The sequence below is a fragment of the Roseicyclus marinus genome (genome assembly GCF_030163795.1).
GTDB lineage: Bacteria > Pseudomonadota > Alphaproteobacteria > Rhodobacterales > Rhodobacteraceae > Roseicyclus > Roseicyclus marinus.
Genome location: NZ_JASJOF010000009.1, coordinates 66,936 through 88,830 on the forward strand (window position 1 = coordinate 66,936; position 21,895 = coordinate 88,830).

Annotated in this window: 11 protein-coding genes; 5 read left to right on the forward strand and 6 right to left on the reverse strand. The window is 67.4% G+C overall.

Annotation, left to right across the window (positions count from 1 at the left end):
• The first annotated feature begins 155 nt into the window (after positions 1-155).
• On the forward strand, positions 156-1,742 hold the full coding sequence (gene guaA, locus QQK63_RS14065) for a glutamine-hydrolyzing GMP synthase (protein ID WP_277828296.1): 1,587 nt from the start codon (positions 156-158) through the stop codon (positions 1,740-1,742).
• A 47-nt stretch (positions 1,743-1,789) separates the two neighbouring features.
• Positions 1,790-2,473, forward strand: a complete 684-nt coding sequence (locus QQK63_RS14070; protein ID WP_277828298.1) for a YdcF family protein — start codon at positions 1,790-1,792, stop codon at positions 2,471-2,473.
• A 14-nt stretch (positions 2,474-2,487) separates the two neighbouring features.
• On the opposite strand, the gene QQK63_RS14075 is transcribed toward QQK63_RS14070, so the two are convergent.
• Together QQK63_RS14075 and QQK63_RS14080 are read right to left on the reverse strand one after the other, a co-directional pair.
• On the reverse strand, positions 2,488-3,861 hold the full coding sequence (locus tag QQK63_RS14075; protein WP_277828300.1) for an outer membrane protein assembly factor BamB family protein: 1,374 nt from the start codon (positions 3,859-3,861) through the stop codon (positions 2,488-2,490).
• 38 nt (positions 3,862-3,899) lie between these two features.
• Entirely contained in the window at positions 3,900-4,748 is an 849-nt protein-coding gene (locus QQK63_RS14080; RefSeq protein ID WP_277828302.1) for a hypothetical protein, read from the reverse strand.
• Positions 4,749-5,038: 290 nt separating this feature from the next.
• On the opposite strand from QQK63_RS14080, the gene QQK63_RS14085 reads away from it, so the two are divergent.
• The gene (locus QQK63_RS14085; protein WP_277828304.1) at positions 5,039-6,337 is read left to right on the forward strand and encodes an efflux RND transporter periplasmic adaptor subunit; all 1,299 of its coding nucleotides are present in this window, start codon (positions 5,039-5,041) and stop codon (positions 6,335-6,337) included.
• Entirely contained in the window at positions 6,334-10,086 is a 3,753-nt protein-coding gene (locus tag QQK63_RS14090) for an efflux RND transporter permease subunit (protein ID WP_277828306.1), read from the forward strand. Before QQK63_RS14085 ends, QQK63_RS14090 begins: the two co-directional genes overlap by 4 nt.
• An 83-nt stretch (positions 10,087-10,169) precedes the next feature.
• Here QQK63_RS14090 and QQK63_RS14095 read toward each other — a convergent pair whose 3' ends face one another.
• The 4 genes from QQK63_RS14095 to QQK63_RS14110 all read right to left on the reverse strand — a co-directional run bounded on the left by QQK63_RS14095 (position 10,170) and on the right by QQK63_RS14110 (position 14,211).
• On the reverse strand, positions 10,170-11,672 hold the full coding sequence (locus QQK63_RS14095) for a tripartite tricarboxylate transporter permease (protein WP_277828308.1): 1,503 nt from the start codon (positions 11,670-11,672) through the stop codon (positions 10,170-10,172).
• A 12-nt stretch (positions 11,673-11,684) separates the two neighbouring features.
• Positions 11,685-12,188 carry a tripartite tricarboxylate transporter TctB family protein gene (locus QQK63_RS14100; protein WP_277828310.1) on the reverse strand — a complete coding sequence of 168 codons (504 nt, stop codon included), beginning with the start codon at positions 12,186-12,188 and terminating at the stop codon, positions 11,685-11,687.
• A gap of 63 nt (positions 12,189-12,251) precedes the next feature.
• The gene (locus tag QQK63_RS14105) at positions 12,252-13,223 is read right to left on the reverse strand and encodes a Bug family tripartite tricarboxylate transporter substrate binding protein (RefSeq protein ID WP_277828313.1); all 972 of its coding nucleotides are present in this window, start codon (positions 13,221-13,223) and stop codon (positions 12,252-12,254) included.
• A gap of 133 nt (positions 13,224-13,356) precedes the next feature.
• Complete coding sequence (locus QQK63_RS14110) at positions 13,357-14,211, reverse strand: universal stress protein (RefSeq protein ID WP_277828315.1); 855 nt, start codon at positions 14,209-14,211, stop codon at positions 13,357-13,359.
• Positions 14,212-14,686: 475 nt separating this feature from the next.
• Between QQK63_RS14110 and QQK63_RS14115 the strand changes: the two genes are divergently transcribed.
• The gene (locus QQK63_RS14115) at positions 14,687-21,877 is read left to right on the forward strand and encodes a type I polyketide synthase (RefSeq protein WP_277828317.1); all 7,191 of its coding nucleotides are present in this window, start codon (positions 14,687-14,689) and stop codon (positions 21,875-21,877) included.
• The last annotated feature ends 18 nt before the right edge of the window (positions 21,878-21,895 follow it).

A 21,895-nucleotide genomic window follows, 5' to 3' on the forward strand; every position in this document is an offset into this window, starting at 1 on the left:
ATCCCATGCCCCCTTGGTGAGGTGATGCCCGTGGCGCTGTCCTAGCGCGCATGGGCGCGAGGCTGAGGGCGGATTGCGGCACCCTGCGGGGGAAAGCGACATGCGCGCCGCGGCGTGGGCTTGCGCGGGGTCGCGCCCGGTTCTAATGCGGGGCCATGAGCACATCCGCCACGCCAGACCCGCTTGACCATGACCGCCTGCTGATCATCGATTTCGGCAGCCAGGTCACGCAATTGATCGCCCGCCGCCTGCGCGAGCTGAACGTCTATTGCGAGATCCACCCCTACCAGAACGTCACCGACGCTTTTCTGGATGATTTCGCGCCCAAGGCCGTGATCTTTTCCGGCGGGCCCGACAGCGTGACGCGGGAAGGATCGCCCCGGCCGCCGCGCTCGGTCTATGACCGCGGCATCCCGATCTTGGGCATCTGCTATGGCCAGCAGGTGATGATGCAAGATCTGGGCGGCAAGGTGGAAGCGGGCGAACATGCGACCGCCGAATTCGGTCGCGCCTATGTCACGCGGGCAGGTGAGGCCTCGGACTTCCTGACCGGCTGGTTCGGCGACGGCGGACGCGAACAGGTCTGGATGAGCCATGGCGACCATGTGTCGGAGATCGCGCCCGGTTTCGCGGTTCTGGGCGTCTCGCCCGGCGCGCCCTTTGCGATGACCGCCGATCTGGAGCGGCGGTTCTACGCGGTCCAGTTCCATCCCGAGGTGCATCACACGCCCAACGGTGCGAAGCTTTACGAGAATTTCGTCCGGCTGGCGGGGTTTGCGGGCGATTGGACGATGAAGGCCTACCGCGAGGAGGCGATCCGCGCCATCCGCGAGCAGGTCGGCGATGCACGCGTCATCTGCGGCCTGTCGGGCGGGGTCGATAGTTCGGTCGCGGCCGTGCTGATCCACGAGGCGATCGGCGACCAGTTGACCTGCGTCTTCGTCGATCATGGCCTCTTGCGGCAGAACGAGGCGGAACAGGTCGTGACCATGTTCCGCGACCATTACAACATTCCCCTGATCCATGCCGACGAGAGCGAGCGGTTCCTGACCGCGCTCGAAGGCGTCAGCGACCCGGAGGTCAAGCGCAAGACCATCGGCAAGCTCTTCATCGACGTGTTCCAGCATTATGCCGACGGCATCGAGGGGGCGAAATTCCTCGCGCAGGGCACGCTTTACCCGGACGTGATCGAATCGGTCAGTTTCTCCGGCGGCCCGTCGGTCACGATCAAGTCGCACCACAATGTCGGTGGCCTGCCGGAAAAGATGGGCCTCAAACTGGTCGAACCCTTGCGGGAATTGTTCAAGGACGAGGTGCGCGCACTGGGCCGCGAACTGGGACTGCCCGACAGTTTCATCGGCCGCCATCCTTTCCCCGGGCCCGGTCTGGCGATCCGCTGCCCCGGCGAGATCACGCGAGAGAAGCTTGCCATCCTGCGCAAGGCCGATGCCGTGTTCATCGACCAGATCCGCAAGCACGGGCTTTATGACGAAATCTGGCAGGCTTTCGTCGCGATCTTGCCGGTCAAGACGGTGGGGGTGATGGGCGACGGGCGGACCTATGATTACGCTTGTGCGCTCCGCGCGGTTACGAGCGTCGACGGGATGACGGCGGATTACTACCCCTTCACCCATGATTTCCTTGGCGAAACCGCGACACGGATCATCAACGAGGTCAAGGGCATCAATCGCGTGACCTATGACATCACGTCGAAACCGCCCGGAACGATCGAATGGGAGTGACGCGGCCGCGCCCGTTCGAGCGGGCGTGACCGGGTAGGATGTGACCCATGGCGCGATCAAGGCCGAGCCGCCTTCAAGGGATCGGGCGCATCTTGGGGCGTTTGGGTCTTCTTGGGCTTTGCCTGTGGTCGCTGACGATTCTTGCCGTCGTCGTGACGACATTCGCCCTGTCACGCCCAAGCCCCCCGCCCGATGCGGCGGATGTGATCATCTGTCTTGGCGCGGGCGTGGCGCGGGATGATCCGCGCCAGCCCGATGCGGCCTCGACCCGGCGGGCGGAGGTTTGCGCGCAGCTTTGGGCGGCGGGTGTGGCACCGCAGGTGATTTTCACCGGGGCGGGTCTGGCGGGCCATTCCACGGCCCAAGCCATGGCTGCCCATGCCACAGCCCTTGGCCTGCCACCGGCAGCGGCACGGATCGAGGCGGAGGCGCGGTCGACCGTCCAGAACGCGGCCTATTCTCTGCCCCTTTTGCCGAACGCGGCCCGGCGTGTGGTTCTGGTCAGTGACGCGTTCCACCTGCCCCGGAGCGCGGTGATCTTTCGGCTGGCGGGCTATCCCGAGCTGGACCTGTTTCCGGTGCAGCAAAGCGCTGCCCAAAGCCTATCGACATGGCGCTGGATGTTGCGCGAAAGCGTCGTGATCTGGGTCAATGCCGCGCGCGGACTTGCCTATGTGGCGGGTGGTTGGCTGGGCATCGACAGGGATCGGCGGATCGGCTGGTTTGACTGAGGTGCAAGGCGCGCTCAGCGATAGGCGTGAAGACGCCCATCCTGGCTGACCACGAGCAGCGTATCCTCCACCAGGATCGGATGAGAGGCCGCACCACCGCGCAATTCCAGCGTACCGATCAAGTCACCGCTTTCGGGCGAGAATAGCCGGATCAGCCCATCGCCCGAAGCGACGACCAAACGGCCACCCGCCAGAACAGGCCCGTAATGGGTAAAGACCGCCTCGCGCCGCCGCGGGCGGTCGCGCTGGTAGAGCGGCAATTCCGTGCCCCAGACGCGGCTGCCGTCGGAGGCGTCGAGCCGGATCAGCTCGTTGCGATCGGAGACGAAAAAGATGGCATCGCCCGCGACAACGACCGGCGAATAGGCGCCTTCGGTCGCGGTCCAGTTGCGGGTGCCGGTGCGTGCGTTCATCGACACGACGCGGCCCGACTGGTTGCCGGCGTAGATCGTACCGCCCACGATCACAGGATCGGAGGTGATGTCGTTGATCCCGGCATAGGCCGTGCCAAGGCGACCGCCCGCGACGAAGGAATGCCACAAGGTGATGCCGGTATTGGGCATCGCCGCCACGAGTTCACCCGAGGGGAAGGGAAAAATCGCCCGTCCATCGGCCACGGCGGGGGCGGAGCCGCCCACCAGCACCGAAGGAACATCGGAGGACGGGATGCGCCACCGCTGACGGCCATCATCGGCCTCGAGCGCCCAAGCCTCGGAATTGCGGCCAACGACATAGACGAGACCGCCCGACACGGTCGGCGCGCCCAGAACGGTGCCCAAGCGTTGCCGCCAGATCACCGCGCCCGAGGCGGCATCAAGCGCCACGACCTCGCCAAAAGGCGTGGTGGCGTAGAGCCTGTTGCCCGACAGCGCGAGGCCGCCGCCCGAGGCATTCGCGCCGCGGTCGAAATCTGGCACGAGACTGGTGATCCACGCCGGTGCGCCGCCCGAGAGCGACGTGGCCTGAAGCTGCGAGCCCGCGTCGATCGTGTAGACAAGTCCGCCACCCGCGACCGGATCGGCGGCAATGCGGTTGCGACGGCTGTTGCCGGTGCCGATGGGCGCGGCCCAGACCTCGACGGGATTGGCCGACAATGTGCCATGCGGCAGGCGGTTGGTGACGCTGTAGCCCCGGCTGGGCCAATCGGCCAAGCGCGTGGGACTGGGCAGATTGATCGCACGGGCCGCATCGGTCGAGACGAGACTTGAGGCGGCGGCGCGGCCATCTTCGCCCGGCAGCGTCGCTTCGAGCGCGGTGCGCGTGCCGAAACGTTCGCCGGGCAGGACAGTATCGCGTTCGCAGGCTGCCAGAACCAGCGCCGGAAGAATGCCAAGCGCCGCAATCCGCGCGAAACGGTGGCCCGCCAGTCTGCCCTTGCCCACGCTCATCTGCCCCGGCCTTCCTGTTCTTCCGCCCTGTCGGCGGTTCAGTTGCTTTCGGCAGGGGCCGGTTCGGCGGCATCTGCCTCGGTCTCGGTCTCAGTCTCGGTCGTCGCCCCGGTGTCGTCCTCGGCCCCGGTGGGTGCCGCGCCGTCCTGCGGGGCCGGGGCGGTTTCGGCCCCGGTTGCATCGCCCGTTTCGGGCGCGTCCGCCTGTGGCGGCACGACCGGTTCGGGCGCGGTGTCGACCAGTTGCGATCCCGCTTCGAGCGCCACAATCAACTGAGACGCGCGTTGTTGCAAGCCCGGCGTGGCCGCTGCGCTGCGTTCCAATCCGCGCAGGCGGTCGAGGGCGGCCGGAAGATCGCCCTGGCGGATGTCGACAAGCGCGAGCTGTTCCTCGGCCAGCGCGGCGAAGGGCGCGCCGGGTTCGGCCAGTGTGCCCAGCACAAGCCGCGCGGTGGCCGGATCGGACGGGTCCATCATCTCGGCGCGCAGGAGCGCGAGATCGCGGTAATGACGCGGCACATCGGCGGCTTCGGCAGCGGTGCGCAGCCGGTCCGCTGCTGCGGCGGCGCCCTGTCCGCCCTGCGCAACCTCGCCCGCCGCCATCAGCGCCAGAAGCATCTCGGCCATCGGTGTCGCGGCGTCGATCCCGTCAAGGGCCGCGACGCGCGCCTCGGGGTCGGGCAGATCGAGGGACGCCAGAAGCGCATCCCCGAAGGCCTGCGCCGCCGCCCGATCCTGCGCGCGCTGGTATTCGAACCAAGCCGCGCCACCCACGATGCCGACGACGACAAGCGCCGCAAGCCAGCCCCAACGCCGCATCAGCGCGAACAGACGGTCGCGGCGCAGCTCTTCGCTGACTTCATCGATGAAACTGTCGCTGTTGGCCATTCCGCCCCCGCCCCGGTTGCGCCGGGATACCCAAAGTTGCGCGCGTCTTAGCCCGAGGCGGGCTGTCGCCGCAAGGGCCGCGCGCCCGGCGCGGGGGATTGCGCCCTCCTCTTGCGCCGCTCTTGCGTCGTGATCTGAACGGATTAGTTCAGTCTTGCGCAAAAGCGCCGAAGATTCTAATCTGAACTGGTCAGTTCAGCGTAGCATGAGAAGCCATGCCGGACGGGGCAGCGGACGCATCAGACGACAGGCCCGGTGCGGGATCGGGTCGCCCGAACAAGAGGACACTCATGCGCATCTTTCCGATCATCACGGCGACCCTTGTCTGTGTCGCGCTTTATTTCGTGATCCTCGACCGGGAAACCCTGATGTCCTTTGCCGGTCGGTTCGGCGGCGATACCACGGGCGAGACCTCCGAGACGGCACCGGCCGGCGAAACCCCTGCCCCGGCTGCGGAGCCGGGCGAGGAGGATGCGCGCATCCATGTCGTCGTCCGCAGGTCCGAGGCGCAAGTGACCGAGAATGCCGTTGTTCTGCGCGGTCGGACCGAGGCGTTGCGGCAGGTCGTGGTTTCGGCCGAGACGTCGGGGCGGATCGTATCTGAACCGTTGCGCGCAGGTGCGCGGGTGTCCGAGGGGCAGCTTTTGTGCGAGATCGACGCCGGGACACGTTTGTCTGCCTTGGCCGAGGCCGAAGCGCGCCTTCTGGAAGCGCAGGCGCGTCTGCCCGAGGCGCGGGCACAACTCCCCCTTGCCCGGGCCCGGCAGCTTGAGGCCGAGGCCGCCCTGACGGCAGCGCGGATTGACGGCAATGCCGCCACGCGCTTGAGCGAAAGCGGATTTGCCTCAGAAACACGGGCGGCCAATGCCGTGGCGGGCGTCTCTTCGGCCGAGGCTGCGGTATCTTCCGCAGCGGCGGGCGTGGAAAGTGCGCAGGCCGCGATCCAGTCGGCCGAAAGCGGCATCCGCGCGGCAGAGGCCGCCGTGACCCGCGCCGAGGATGAATTGACCCGTCTGACCATCCACGCGCCGTTTGCGGGCCTTCTGGAAACCGACACGGCCGAACTTGGCAGTCTGATGCAGCCGGGCACGCCTTGCGCGACGATCATCCAGCTCGACCCGATCAAGCTGGTGGGGTTCGTGCCCGAGGCGCATGTTGACCGCGTGAGGCTGGGTGCGAGAGCGGGCGCGCGCTTGGCCTCGGGCCGCGACGTGATGGGTGAGGTCAGCTTTGTCAGCCGCTCGGCCGATCCGCAGACCCGCACCTTTCGGGTGGAGATCACGGTGCCGAACGCCGACCAGTCGATCCGCGATGGGCAGACCGCCGACATCCTGATCCAGACCGAGGGGATGGCCGCGCATCTTTTGCCCGCATCGGCGATGACGCTGAGCGACGAGGGCACGCTGGGCGTGCGGACCGTCGTCGACGGGATCGTGCAATTCGTGCCGGTCCGCATGATCCGCGATACCGCCAACGGCGTCTGGCTCACCGGACTGCCGGACATGGCCGAAGTGATCACCGTCGGGCAGGAATTCGTCACAGATGGCGTCGCGGTCCGCGTGACGTATGAATCGGAGCAGACGCAATGACCGGGCTCATCGATTGGGCCGCCAGCCGCGCCCGCATGATCGTGGCCTTCGTGATCTTGTCGCTGACCGTGGGTACCGCGGCCTATGTCGGCCTGCCCAAGGAGGGCGAGCCCGATATCGACATTCCGGGGCTCTTCATCTCGGTGCCCTTTCCCGGCATCTCGGCCGAGGACAGCGAGCGTTTGCTGGTGCGACCGATGGAGGCCGAGTTCCAGGATCTGGACGGGCTGACCACGATCACCGCCACCGCCTCCGAAGGCTTTGCCGGCGTGTTTCTCGAATTCGAATTCGGCTGGGACAAGTCGGCCACCATCGCCGATGTGCGCGACGCGATGAGCCGCGCCGAGGCCGATTTCCCGGCGGGTGCCGAAAGCTTCCAGATTTCCGAGATCAATTTCTCGGAGTTTCCGATCATCATCGTGGCGCTTTCCGGCGACGCACCTGAACGGACACTGATCCGGCTGGCGACCGAGATGCAGGACGCGCTGGAATCGCTGACACCCGTTCTGGAGGCAGGTCTTGCCGGCACCCGCGACGAGATGCTCGAGGTCATTCTCGACCCGCTGGCGCTGGAGGCCTATGACGTCACCGCCGCCGATCTGATCAACGCGGTCGTCAACAACAACCAGCTGATCGCTGCAGGCGAGGTTACGACGGAAAACGGCGCGATCTCGGTCAAGATCCCGTCGAGTTTCGACAGCACCGCCGATGTCTATGCCCTGCCGATCACGGTGAACGGCGACCGGGTGGTGACCTTGGGCGAACTGGCCGATATCCGCCTGACCTACGAGGATCGGCTGGGCACGGCACGGTTCAACGGGGAGACCTCGATCGCCTTGCAGGTGGTCAAGCGGCAGGGGTTCAACATCATCGACACCTCGGCGCTGGTACGCGAGACGGTCGAACAGGTCCGCGCGACATGGCCCGAGGATCTGCGCCAATCGGTGCATGTCACGACCACGCTGGACCAGTCGGTGACGGTTGCCGACATGGTGCGCCAGCTCGAAGGGTCGGTCCTGACCGCCATCGCGCTGGTGATGATCGTGGTTCTGGCAGCCCTTGGCACGCGGTCCGCCATGCTGGTCGGTTTCGCGATCCCCACGTCCTTCATGTTGGCCTTCGTCCTTTTGGGGATCATGGGGGTCGCGATTTCCAACATCGTGATGTTCGGCCTGATCCTTGCCGTGGGGATGCTGGTCGATGGGGCGGTCGTGGTCGTCGAATATGCCGACAAGCGATTGCAGGCAGGCGCGCGGCCCATGCAGGCCTATACGGACGCGGCCAAACGGATGTTCTGGCCGGTCGTGTCTTCGACGGCGACGACGCTTTGCGCCTTTTTGCCGATGCTGTTCTGGCCGGGCGTGCCGGGTGAATTCATGGGGATGCTGCCCGTCACGATGATCTTCGTGCTGTCGGCGTCCTTGATCGTGGCGTTGATCTATCTGCCGGTTCTGGGCGGGGTGGCGGCGCGGTTCACCCGAATTGTGGACCGCGCCAGCGCGGTCGTGACGAACCTGATCCCGTGGTACGCGGCGCGGATCGTTCTGACCGTGGCTGTGGCTTACCTGATGTTCCTTGCCGCGCTGCAAACGATCAATCCCGGTGTTCTGGTCGATGTCGCCCCCGATGCCCCTGCGCTTGTCCGCATGGCACCCGGCGTGATCTTGTTCGTGCTGGCCTCGGCCGGGATGTCGGTGATGCTGGGCAGCGTGCAGGTCGCACGCCGCGCCAAGCCGGTGGAGGCCGGATACAGGCGCACGCCGTTTGGCTGGACGATCCACGCCATCGTCGGCAACCCGGTGATGCCCGTCGTCACCATCGTGACCGTGATCGGCTTTGTCATGGCGACGTTCAGCTATTTCGGTGCCAACAACAACGGCGTCGAATTCTTCGTCGAGAGCGAGCCGGAAAATGCCATCGTCTATGTCCGCGCGCGCGGCAACCTGTCGGTCGCGGAACAAGATGCGCTGGTCCAGCAAGTCGAGGCGATCGTGCTGGAGGAACCGGGGGTGCGCGACGTCTTTGCCTTTGCGGGCGAAGGCGGGTTGAACAACAACACCGGGGGCGTGGCCGCACCGTCGGACACGATCGGCCAGGTTCAGCTCGACCTTGAGCCCTGGGGCGCGCGCGATGACGGCGACCTGATCCTCGACCGGTTGCAGGCGCGGTTGAACGAACTGCCGGGCATCCAGACCGAGATCTTTTCGCAATCGCGCGGCCCTGCGGCGGGCAAGCCGATCAACTTGCGTCTGTCGGGCGATGATTGGGAAGAATTGCAGCAAGCGACGCGTCTGGCCCGCGCGCATTTCGAGGGCCTGCCGGGTCTGACCCTCGTGGAAGATACTCTGCCCCTGCCCGGCATCGACTGGCAGATCGATGTCGATGTCGAGGCCGCGGGACGGTTCGGGGCCGATGTCTCGACCGTTGGCGCCATGGTGCAACTCGTCACGCGGGGCATCTTGCTCGACACGATGCGGGTGCCCAGCTCGGACGAAGAGATCGAGATCCGCGTCCGTTTCCCCGAGGAGGCGCGGGTGCTGTCGACGCTCGACACCTTGCGCGTCCGCACGCGCGACGGGCTGGTGCCCTTGTCGAATTTCGTGAGCTACATCCCCACCCCGCAATTGGCCGAGATCCAGCGCATCGACCAATCGCGCGTCTTCGACGTGAAGGCCGATGTGACCGTGGGCCTGTCGCGGGTTCAAGACGAGGCAGGCGCGACGCGGGGCTATATCCGCGACCTGTCCACCGTGGCCGGGGGCGGCACGGCCAATTTCACCTTCGGCGAGGCGTCCTACGTGGTCTACCGCCTGTCGTCGGGCGAGACGGCCGAGACACTGGCCGACGGGTTGCGCACCGGTGCCCTGACGCTGGAACCGGTCAACGCCAACGAGCGGATCGCGGTTCTGACCGAATGGCTGCAGACGGAAAACCCCTTTCCCGCTTCGGTCAGTTGGGAATGGGCGGGCGATCAGGAGGATCAGGCCGAAAGCCAGGCCTTCCTCGGGCAGGCCTTCGGGGCGGCGCTGGGATTGATGTTCATCATCCTGCTCGCGCAGTTCAACTCGGTCTACAATTCGATCCTCGTGCTTCTGGCGGTGATCTTGTCGACCACGGGCGTGCTGATCGGGATGTTGGTGATGGACCAGACATTCTCCATCATCATGACGGGAACGGGGATCGTCGCCTTGGCGGGGATCGTGGTGAACAACAACATCGTGTTGATCGACACCTACCAGGAATACGCGCGCTACATGCCGCGGCTGGAGGCGATCACGCGCACCGCGGAATCGCGGATCCGGCCCGTTTTGCTGACCACGATCACGACGATGGCGGGGCTTGCGCCGATGATGTTCGGCATCAGCCTCGACTTCGCCAATGGCGGCTACACGGTGGATAGCCCCACCGCGCTGTGGTGGAAGCAGCTGGCGACGGCGGTGGTCTTTGGCCTTGGCATCGCGACGGTTCTGACACTGATCGTGACACCCTCGCTTTTGGCGCTGAGGATCTGGTTCTGGACCATCCTGCGCTGGGGCGCGCGGCGTGTGGCGCGGATGGGGGCAAAGGGGCTTGGACAGCGGGCCGAGGATTACGCGCTGATGCGCGAGGCGCGGCGCGCGACGAACCCCACGATCTACTGGGACGAAGATCCCCGCCCCACCGAGACCGCCCCGCCCGCGACCGATGCCGACGAGGCGGAGGACAGGGAGGACGAGGCTCCCGGAACACCGCTCCGCGCGGCCGAGTGACCGCCAAAAAAACCGCCGCCCGTGCCGATGCAGGGGCGGCGGTTTTGGTTAACGGTCCTTGAGGAAAGTTAAGGAAAGCTTTCTCAGGCGGGCTTTTTCTTTCTGAAAACTTTCACCAGCGGCAAGAGGATCAAGCTTATGGCAATGATCGTGATCGGGGCTGCGATGGGCCGGTTGAGGAAGATCATCGGATCGCCGCCGGACAGGAGGAGCGACTGGCGCAGCGTCGGTTCCGCGATGGGACCGAGCACGATGGCCAGAACCGCGGGCGCCAGCGGGTAGTCCATCCGCCGCAGCACGAAGGCCCCGATGCCGAAGATCAGGATCATCCAGATGTCGAACATGTCGCGCGTCGCGGCATAGCCCCCGATGATCGACAGAACGAAGATCACCGGCGCGAGGATGGTGAAGGGCATCCTGAGCATCCAGATGAAGACCGGGATGAACGCTAGGTTGATGATCAAAGCTGCGACATTCGAGATGTAGAACGACCCGATCAGGCCCCAGACGAATTCCGTCTGATCGACGAAAAGCCGTGGGCCGGGCGTCAGGCCCCAGATCACCATGCCACCCAAAAGGATCGCGGTGGTGGGCGAACCCGGGATGCCAAGCGTGAGCATGGGCAGCATGGAGCCCGTGGAGGCGGAATTGTTCGCCGCCTCGGGGGCTGCCACGCCATCGACGCTGCCGCGCCCGAAATCCTGCGGGCGGCGCGAGATCATCTTGGTCACGCCATAGGACATGAGCGAGGCAGGCGTCGCGCCGGCCGCGGGCAGGATGCCCACGAAAAAGCCGATAAGCGAGCCGATGGTGGTTCCGCGCCAGCCGCGACGGAGCGATTCCGCCGTATCCTGCGCCATGCCCTTGGCGGTCATGCGCGGTGTCGTGTTCTCCACGTCGCCGCGTGTCTGTTCGATGGTCCAGATCATCTCGCCCAGGCCGTAGACACCGATGGCCAGAACCAGAAAACCGATGCCTTGCAAGAAACCGGTGATGTCGAAGAGCACAAGCCGCGGCGCGCCCGAGATCTGGTCGAAGCCGATGGCCCCCAGAACGAGGCCGAAGCAGATCGAAAAGATCGTCTTGGGGATATCGTCGCTGCCCAATCCCACGAAGGTCGCGAAGGCCAGTAGCATCAGGGCAAAGATCTCGGGCGGGCCGAAGGAGAGCGCCACGCCGGCCAAAAGCGGCGCGAAGCCTGTGAAGATGATGTTGGCGACCGTGCCCCCGATGAAGGAGGCGATGGCCGCCGTCACCAGCGCGAGCGAGGCACGACCCTGCATCGCGAGTGGTCGCCCGTCGAAGGTGGTCGCCACCGCCGTCGAGGCGCCGGGGATACCCAGCGTGATCGACGAGATCGCGCCCCCATACATCGCCCCGTAATAGATCGCGGCGAGAAAGATGATCGCGCCCGTGGGCGGTACGAGGAAGGTGATCGGCAAAAGGATCGCAACCCCGTTGACCGACCCCAGCCCCGGCATTGCGCCGATGAACAGGCCGACGGTCACGCCGATCACGATCAGAAGCAGGTTGATCGGCTGGAGCGCGATCAACATGCCGTCGCCAAGAAGGCCGAGAGTTTCCATGATGAGGCGCGCCTAGTAAATGATGTCGTAAAGGATGTCGAAAACGGGATCGGTGAACGACCAGCCGCTGGGCATGGTGATCCGCATCGCGCCTTCGAAGAAGAAGAAGAGCGCGATCGGGGCCACGACCGCGAAGACCAGCGTCAGGGCCCATGAGTGACGGCCCAGAAACCGCAGGTAGTAGATCAGGAACACCGCGATCGCCCCGTACATCGACAAGATGTCGATCAGCGCGACGAAGCCCAGAAGCCCGCCGCCCACCAGCGCCAGTGTGCGCCAGCCGTAGCCGTCGAGAAACGGCTCGTCGGATTGCGCGGCGGGGCTGGTGCCGCGCCACCATCTGACCATGACCATGATGCAGCTGAGCAGCATGATGGCCGAAAGCCAGAAAGGCCAGGCTCCTCCGCCTGGCCCCCTGCCCTCGATGAAGCCGATGGGCAGTTCGGTGCTTTTCCACATCAGGTAGATGGAAAAGAGCGCCAGAACGCCCGCCGTCAGGATTTCGCCGTAGCGCATTCGTCTTCCCCTTGCCCGTCCGGCCGGCACGGCGCGGACGGGGCCCTGGTGCCCGAGGGCGGATTATTGGCCCAGCGAGGCCAGCAGGTCGCGGTGATTGGCGACCTGGGTGTCCCAATAGGCGCGCTGTTCCTCGGGGCTCATCCAGAGCGGCGAGAGGCTTTCGGATTCGAGATAGCCCTGCCATTCCGGGCTTTCGTAGACCTGGGTGAAAACGGCCTGGTAATAGGCTGCCGCCTCGTCCGACATGCCCGGTGCGCCCACCACGGCGCGCTGGTTGGCATAGGAGAAATCATGCCCCAGTTCGCGGATAGTCGGGATATCGGGGAATGCGGGCAGGCGTTCGTCGGAGAAGGCCAGAAGCGGCACGACATCGCCCGCCTCGTAGAAGCCCTTGGCCTCGGCGGGGTTGTTCACGGTGGCCATGATCTGCTGGCCCGCGAGGTCGCGCGCCACGGCCCCGCCGCCGTCATAGGGGATGTAGGTGATGTCGAGGTCATAGGCGTTGGACAGGAAGGCGATGACGATGCTGTCCTCCTGCCCGGAACCGGTGCCGCCCATGACGTAATCACCGTTCATGCCGCGCACGGTTTCGAGCCATTGGTCGAAATTGGTGATGCCGCTGTCGCGGTGGACCCAGAGCACGAAGGGATCGACGCCCATCATCGCGACCGGCGTGAAGGTCTGGATGTCGATGCCGAGATTGGCCTGCCGCAACGGCGTGGTGAAGAAGGAGTTCAGCGTCACGAGGATCGTGTGATCGGGATCGTTGGCGTTGTTGAGATGCAAGAGCGCCTCGGCCCCCGAACCGCCACCTTGGTTGTTGGGCACGAGCGGGCGGGAGGTCAGGTCGTAGCGTTCGGCCACCGACTGGATGAAGCGGGCGATCTGGTCGGCACCGCCGCCGGGGCCGGCCATGATGACGAAATCGATCGGGCGGCGCGGTTCCCAATCCTGCGCGAGCGCGGGAAGGGGCGAGAACGCGACGAGCGCCGCGCAGGACAATTTCAAGACAGCACGCTTGGTGAACGACATGACGGCTCCTCCTCCGTAACTTGAAAAGACGCGGCGCAGGATCCCTCGCCCTGCGCCGCACGATTGTGGAGGAGTAACTATCTTTCCGAATTGCCTCTTCAAGAATTATTTTATTTCGCGTTGAAACGATTGCTCAATGCGCAAGCACGACGGGAATTTCTGCTTTGTCGACAACGGATTGGGTGTTGCCGCCAAAGAGCGTCTCGCGCTCGTGGCTTTGGCCATAGGCCCCCATGACGAGGAGGCCCGCGCCCAGTTCGGCGGTGCGTTTCAGAAGTGCGAGGCCGGGATTGCGGGCCTCGAAGCGGACGAGATCGGCGGTGATGCCGCGCAGGCGGTAATAGTCGAGAAGGTCCTCGGGCGTGGCACCATGCGGCTTGCCGCTGCCGGCGGCCAGAACGGTGACCTTTTGCGCAGCGGCGACCAGATCGAGGGTCAGGGCGACGGCGCGCGACGCCTCGATCGAGCCGTTCCAGCCCACGGTGACATGGCCGCCGAAGTCGGGGGCCACATCCCCGCCCGAGGGGCACATCAGGACCGGACGACCGGTCTGGAACAGGCCCGATTTCAGCGCGTTCTGCCCGAGGTTGCGGTCGCGGTCGGGCTTGGCCACGACGATCAGGTCGGCGAGGCGACCGTTGTGCTTGATCATGTCGGTCAGGCGTCCGTGTTCCTCGACGAAATGGACGGTGGCCGCGTCGCCCGTCGGGCGTTCCGCCTCCTGCAGATCGAGGGCCATGGCGAAGCGGTGCAAGCGATCCCGCAGGCCGGTTTCCTCCTGATCGGCCATTTGGGCCGCCTGTTTCAGGATGGCGTCGCGCACAAAACCGGGCAGCGGAATGCCATGGGGCATCATATCCTCGGGGCGCGCCCGGCAATGGGCGACGACGATATGCGCCTTGTGCCGATGCGCCAGCGCGGCGGCATGCGCCAAAACGGTTTCCCCCACGTCTTCGCCCCAGACCGGAACGAGAATCCTTGCCAACATGCCTGCATCCCTCCCTTGAGCGGGGTGGCCGCGCCACCCCCGGCCGGTTCAATATAGCGGGTTTTGCCGCGCCGCCCCCGGAAATCGCGCGTGACAGCCTGCGAATGGACAGGGCGGAACGGGAGGCGGTGGTCGGCCGCACGACCTGCGCGCGCAAGCGACGACCCCGCGACGGACCTTCGCGGGCCGCCCATAAAAGCGGCAGGGCCGTGCGTGCGATGCCCGTCTTGCTGCCAGTCCACGCAGATTTCCGATGGTTCGTCCAAAGACCAAATTTTTTTCAAGGAATCGCTGACAGGCGAAGAATCGCTGCTTATCGTGCGGTGGGGCTTAGTCATTTTCACAGTTCTCAAACGGCTTTCCCACCGATGCGAGCGGCGCTGCGGTGCCGTGGGACATCGGCAAATTATCAGCGGCCGGCGACAGCCCGGATATGGACGGCTGGCCTTCTCTTCTCCTTGAGGGAGACGGCGACATGCAGTCTGAAGCTTCTCCGGACCTCCACCGTTTCACCTCGCAGCCGCGCCCCGCCTTCGATTGCATGACCCTGCTGCCCGCGCGACAGATCGCGGCGATCAAGGCCGTACTGGTCGCACAGGGCAAGGTTATCCTCGACGCGCGCGACGGGATGTCGGGTTTGCAGACGGCGCTTCGGGCGGCCGAGGATATCGGCGCGCGCGACGGTGTGTTGATCACGGTCGAGGCGGGGCGGGACGACATTCTGGGAATGCTGTGCGAGGCTTTCGCGGATGTCGGCCTAATCCTCAGATGCCGCGATCTGGACGAGCTGGACCGGGTTGCCACGCTGGAACATGGCGGTCCTTGCCTTGTCGAAAGCGGGGTCTTCGCCGTGCTCGAGGCGGCGGCGCGGGTGCCTTCGGTGTCGGGGCTGATCGCGGTCGGAGAGGAAGCGGGCGGCTGGTGCGGGTCGGAGGCGGCTTTCATCTTGGCGCAGCGCATGGCCGCGCTGGGGCGCAGCCTGCCCGAGCTCGTGCCGTGGTTCATGCGCGGCGCGACCGGGCCGGAGGGCGCGGGGGCGCTGGCGCTGGCGGGCGCGGCGGGGGTCGTTCTGTCGGACGAGCTGATCTTGCTGCCCGAGAACGGCATGGAGCGGCGCGTGTTGCGCGCGTTGGATGGGGCCGACGGGACCGAGGCGGTGGTTTTGGGTGCGCCGCTTGGGGCGCCCTACCGGGTGTTCCTGCACCCCTCGCAGCCCGGGGCGCGCGCGCTGGAGGCGGAGGCGCTGCGGATCGAGGCGCGGGGCGGCGACGCGGGCCAAACCCGCACGGACTGGATCGCGGCTGTCGAGGCGGCACTGGCGGAGGCCACCGTGCGCCCGATGGGACAGGGGATCGGGATCGCGCGCGCGCTGCGCGACAGATATGGCCGGATCGGGCCGGTGATCGCGACCTATCGCGATGCCGCGCAACGTGTCCGGTCCAAGGCCTCGCTTCTGGCGGCCGCCATAGGCCCCGAGGCCGCGTTGGCCAAAGAGCATGGTTGCGCGATGCCCATCGTGCAGGGACCGATGACGCGGGTGAGCGACAGGCCCGGGTTCGCCGCCGCCGTTGCCGCCGCCGGGGGTTTGCCGATGCTGGCGCTGGCAGCGCTCCGGGCGGAAGAGATCGCACCGCTTTTGGCCGAGGCCAAGGCGCAGCTCGACGGCAAGCCATGGGGCGTGGGGATGCTGGGCTTTTTGCCGACGGAGCAATTCGCGCAGCAGATGGAGGCGGTGCTGGCCGCCGCCCCGCCCCTTGCCATCCTTGCGGGCGGGCGCGCCGACCAAGTGCTGCGGCTCGAGGCGGAAGGCATCCGGACCTATGTCCATACGCCGACCGCGCAGCTTGCGCGTCTGATGATCGACGGCGGCGCGCGGCGTCTGATCCTCGAGGGGCGGGAATGCGGCGGGCATGTAGGGCCGCTGCATTCCATGGTTCTGTGGGAAACGGTGGCGACGGACCTTGCGCGCCATCCGGCGGCCAAGGACCTGTCGATCCTGCTGGCGGGCGGCATCCATGACGGGTTGAGCGCGGCCATGGCGATGGCGGCGGCCGCCCCGCTTTTGGAGGCCGGGGCCAAGCTCGGCGTTCTGATGGGCACCGCCTACCTGTCGACGCGGCAATTGTGCGAGGCGGGTGGTATCGGGGCCGGGTTCCAATCCGCGCTGATCGAGGCGACCGATACCGCGACGATCGAAAGCGGGCGGGGCCATTCGAACCGCTGCCTGCGCACGCCCTTCGTCGACACGTTCCACGCCGAGCGGCGCGCGCTGCTGGCAAAGGGCACCGACCCGGAGACGATGCGCGACGCGCTGGACGGGCTGCTTCTGGGGCGGCTGCGGCTGGCCAGCAAGGGGCTGGAACGCAACGACGGGACGCTGGTGGCCGTCACGCCCGAGACGCAGCGCGCCGAGGGCATGTTCATGGCGGGCGAGGCCGCATCCCTCATCACCACGACCCGTGACGTGGAGGATCTGCACCGGGGCGTGAGCAAGGGAGCCGCCGATCTTTTGGCGGGTATCGCGCGCCGTCCCGCCAGCGGCCTGAGCGGCAAGGATGCCGTGGCAGCGCGGGCGGCCGCCTGCGACATCGCCATCATCGGCATGGCCGTGCATGTGCCGGGCGCGACGGATGCTCAAGGGTTCTGGCGCAACATCCTCGACAAGCGCGGCGCGATCTCGGAAATCCCGGCGGATCGCTGGGATCACCGCGTCTATTCCGACGATCCGGACGCGCCCGATTGCGTGACCAGCCGCTGGGGCGGCTTCATCGAACCCATGCTGTTCGACCCGCTGCGGTTCGGCATCCCGCCGAAATCGGTACCGCATATCGCACCGGGTCAGTTGCTGACGCTGGAGGCGGTGCGGCGCGCCTTTGAGGATGCGGGTTACGCCGAGCGCGATTTCGACCGGGAAAATACATCCGTCGTGGTGGGCGGCGAGGATGCGGGCGGGTTTCTCGGCAATGCGCTGACGCTGCGGGCGCTGGCGCCGCTGGTCACCGATGCCGAGGGTGTGGCGGAAATCCGGGACCGCACGCCGGGTTGGACCGAGGAAACCTTTCCCGGTGTTCTGACCAGCGTGGTGGCGGGGCGGATCGCAAACCGGTTCGACCTTGGCGGGGCGAATTACACGATCGATTCCGCCTGCGCGTCGAGCATCACGGCGCTGGCGCAGGCGGCCGACGAATTGACCTCGGGGCGCAGCAACCTTGTCGTGTTGGCGGGCATCGACACGACGCAGACACCCTATCACTACACGGCGTTTTCCTCGGTCACGGCGCTGTCGCGGCGTGGTCGGCTGTCGGCCTTCGACCAATCGGCGGACGGCACCGTTCTGGCCGAGGGGGTGGCGGCCTTCATCCTGAAGCGGCGGGTGGATGCCGAACGCGACGGGGATCGCATCTATGCGACGATCAAGGCCGTCGCCTCGTCCAGCGACGGGCGGGGCATGGGCATGACCGCGCCGCGCCCCTTGGGCCAGAAGCGCGCCCTGCGCCGGGCCTATCACGCGCTGGGGTCGAGCATCGCGGATATCGCCTATTACGAGGCGCATGGAACGGGCACGCCGGTGGGCGACACGGCCGAACTCGACTCGGTCGGATCGCTGATGACGGAGGCCGGCGCGGCAGGCGAAAGCTGTGTTTTGGGATCGGTCAAAGCCTTGATCGGCCATACGAAGACGGCGGCGGGGGCGGTTGGCCTCGCCAAGGTGGCGATGGCGCTGCATCACCGCACCCTGCCCCCGCAACCGGGGATCGAGCGGCCCGTCGGGGCGCTGGGTCAGGCCGAATTCCCACTTTATTTCACGGATGGGCCGCAGCCTTGGCTGGCGGAAGATCGGCCAAGACGCGCCGGGATCAGCGCCTTCGGCTTTGGCGGCACGAACGCCCATGCCGTGCTCGAGGAGCACAGGGCCTTTGGCGAGACGCTGCCGGGCGCGCGGCGCTGGCCCGCGCATGTGGTCGCGGTGACCGGGCGTTCGGCCGAGGATCTGTCGCGGAAGTGGGCCATGGTGCGCGACCTCGCGGCACAGCCCAAGGGTGGCCCCACGCTCGAGGAGATTGCGGGGGCCGCGATGGCGCAGTGTGACGGCGAGGCCGGCCTGCGGTCCGTCATCGTGGCCGAAAGCACCACCGATCTGGCGACGCAGGCCGCGCGGATGATCGCGCATCTGGCCGATCCTGTGCGCGCGCTGCCCGACAGTGCCTTTCTGGGCGAGACGGGGCCGGTGCCGCCACTGGCCTTCCTGTTCCCCGGGCAGGGCAGCCAACGGCCCAACATGTGCCGGGAAGCTGCGGTCTACCTGCCCGAGATGCGCGAAAGCCTTGAGGCCGCGCAAGTCGCGGCGCTGGCCGGGACCGGGGAAAAGATCGGGCGCATCCTGTATCCGCCCGCCGCCTTCGATGCGGAGAGCAAGGCCGCGCAGGCCGCCCGGCTCACCCAGCCGCAAAACGCGCAGATCGCGCTTGGCGCAGTCTGTGCCGGGCTGGTCGACCTGTTGCGCCGGATCGGCGTCGCGCCCGATCTGGTGGCGGGCCACAGCTATGGGGAGCTGGTCGCACTTTATGCGGCGGGGGCGATGGGGCGTGCAGAGCTGATGCAGCTGTCGGTGGCCCGTGGCAGCGCCATGGCAGGGGCCGCGCCGGGGGCCATGTGCGCCGTGACCGCCGCGACCGATCTGGTCGCCGAGGTGATCGCGGACCATCCCGAGGTGGTGATCGCCAACCGCAACACGCCGCAGCAGACCGTGATCTCGGGGCCGAGCGATGCGGTGCGCGCGGCGGCCGACGCGCTGGAGGCCGGGGGCCAGTCGGTGCGCATGTTGCCGGTGGGCGGTGCCTTTCATTCGCCCCTGATGACAGAGGCTGCGGCACAATTCGCCAAGGCCCTCGACGCGGACATGTTCCGCGCGCCGTCTTGCCCGGTGATCTCGGCCCGGGGCGGTGCGGCCTATCCCGAGACGCCCGTGGGCATCGCGGACCAGTTGGCGGCGCAGATGACGGAAAAGGTGGATTGGGTCGCGCAGGTCGAGACGCTCTACGAGAAAGGCGCGCGCGTGTTCCTGGAGGTCGGGCCCACGGGTGTCCTGACCCAGCTGGCGACGAGCGTGCTTGGGCGGGCGCCGGACAGCGCGGCTGAGACCGGCGGGGCCGCGGTGGAATTCCTGACGCTCGACGATGGGCGCGGCCTGCGCGGAACGCTGGGCACGTTGGCGCGGCTGTGGGTGCGGGGTTATCCGGTCGAGATGCCGGAGCTTGCGCCCCGCACCGGACAAAGCCTGTCGGGGCTGGCGGAGGCCGCAGCGCGCGCCGTGCCGAAATCGGCCTGGCTGGTCGACGGGATGCACATTCGCCCCGCCCATGCGCCTCAGCCCGTCGCGGCCGCGGCCGCGACGGATGGTTATGACCTGCGGGGGATCGACGCCCCGCCTACGCCACGCGCCGCGCCGCAAGCGGCCCACGCCCCCCCCATTGCCCAAGGAGAGCCGATGCACCCCGGAGCCGAAGACGGCCTGCTCAAAGCCTATGGCGAATACCAGGCCACGATGCGCCAGTTCCTGCACACGCAGGAGCAGGTGATGAACCTGCTTTTGTCGGGGACACCCGGCGCGGCGATGCCTGCAGCCACCGCAGCGCAGGCCTTGGCCGCGCCGTCGACGCCAGCGGTCGCCCCGGTCGCCGTGACGGCCCCGGCGCCAGCCCCTGCCCCCGCGCCAGTTGCCGAGCCTGTGGCGGCCGCCCCGGCCAAGGCCGACGCAGCCGCCGACCGGCCCGCCATCGCCGCCATGCTGCGCGATACGGTGGCCGACCGCACGGGATATCCCGACGACATGATCGCCTTCGACGTCGATATCGAGGCGGAATTCGGGATCGACTCGATCAAGCGACTGGAAATCCTCGAGAGGTTTATCGCAGGCCTGCCCGCCACGGCGGTCGAGGCGTTCCGGGCCGACGCCGAGCGCGTGGCGCGGGAGCGGGTCCTGGATGTCTGGGTCGAGGCCGCAATGGCGGCCATCGCCCGGACGGAGGGCGCGCGCCCTTTTGATCTAGGGGCGTCGGGGACGGAGGCCGCGACGGCCCCTGCCCCGGCGCCCCGTTCCGATATCTGCCCGGCCTACCGGATGGTGCCGCGCCTGTCGCCCCTGCCCGAGGGCGATGCGCCGCTGCGCTGCGGGCCGGTCCTCGTGCTGCGCGGCCCTGAGGATCTGACCCGGGCGGTGACCCGCGCGCTGGAAGATGCTGGACTGCCCCATGCGACGGTCGACCCCGATCCGGCAAGGCTGCCCGAAGCCATCGCTGCCGCACGCAAGACGTTGGGACGGATCGGGGGCATCGTGCATCTGTCGGGGTGCGCACCGCCCGGGGCATGGCCCGAGGCAACCGACATCGCCACGAAGGCGCTGTTTTGCGCCATATCGGACTGCCTGCCGGAGTTGGCTGCCAGCGCCACGAAGGACGGGCCGGAGCGGGCGCGCATCGTCGCGCTGACGCGGCTGGGCGGCCTTGGCGGACGGGCGGAGGCAGGCGGTCATGCGCCCGCGGATCTGGCGTCTTGCGCGGCAGGCGGCGTGCAGGGCCTGTTCAACAGCCTGACGCTGGAACATCCGGGGATCGTGACGCGGGGCATCGACCTTGCGCCCGAGATCACGGACGCGGCGGCGGCGGCGATCCTGATCGGGGAAATGCGGTTCGCGGACGGACGGGTCGAGGTGGGCCATACGGCAGAGGGGCGGGTGGTTCTGGATGTCGCGCCCCTCGAGATCGGCGGGACGGTCCACGCGCCGACGCTCGGCCCGGGTTCCGTGATCCTTGCCACCGGGGGGGTGCGGGGGGTGACGGCCGCGACGCTCAAGGCCATCGCGGCCCCGGGCGCGCGGATCATCGCGCTGGCCCGCCGCGCCGAACCGGAAGCGGAGGCCCCCGGACTCGCCGAAGCGGGCGATGCGCAGGCGCTGCGCCGGGTGCTGATCGCACAGGGGCGCGCCGCAGGCGCCATCCCCCGACCGCAGGAGATCGAGGCGCGGATCGAGCAGATCCTGCGCGACCGCGCGGCGCGCCGGGGGTTGGAGGATTTGCGCGCTCATGGCTTTGACGTCGAGGTTCACGCCGTCGATCTGTGCGACCGAGCGGCGACCAGCGCCCTTCTGGACGCGGCGCTGGCCCGGCACGGCCGGATCGACGCGCTGGTCCATGGCGCGGGCGTTGTCGAGGACAAGCTGGTTGCGGACAAGACGCAAGCCTCCTTTGACCGGGTGCTTGGAACCAAGACCCGGGCGCTGGACCTGTTGCTGACCCACGAGGCCGCGGCGGGCTATCGCCATGTGCTGTTCTTCAGCTCGATCGCCGGGCGGCTCGGCAACCGGGGACAGGCCGATTACGGCGCGGCCAACGAGATCCTGAACCGCGCGGCCCTTTGGTTCGCGGCCACCCGGCCCGATGTGCGCGTGGCGTCGATCAACTGGGGACCATGGGGCGGTGCGGGCATGGCCTCGGACGCGGTCAACGCGCAATTCGTGGCGCGCGGCATCCACCCCATCGACCTAGTGGCGGGTGCGGCGTTGGCCAACCGGGCGCTGGGCAACGGCGCGGCCCCGGTCGAGTTGATCGCGGGGCGGGGCGACTGGATGGAAAACCTCGGGGCGGAAGCGCCGCCGGCACAAGCATGACTGGATGGGAGAGTGACA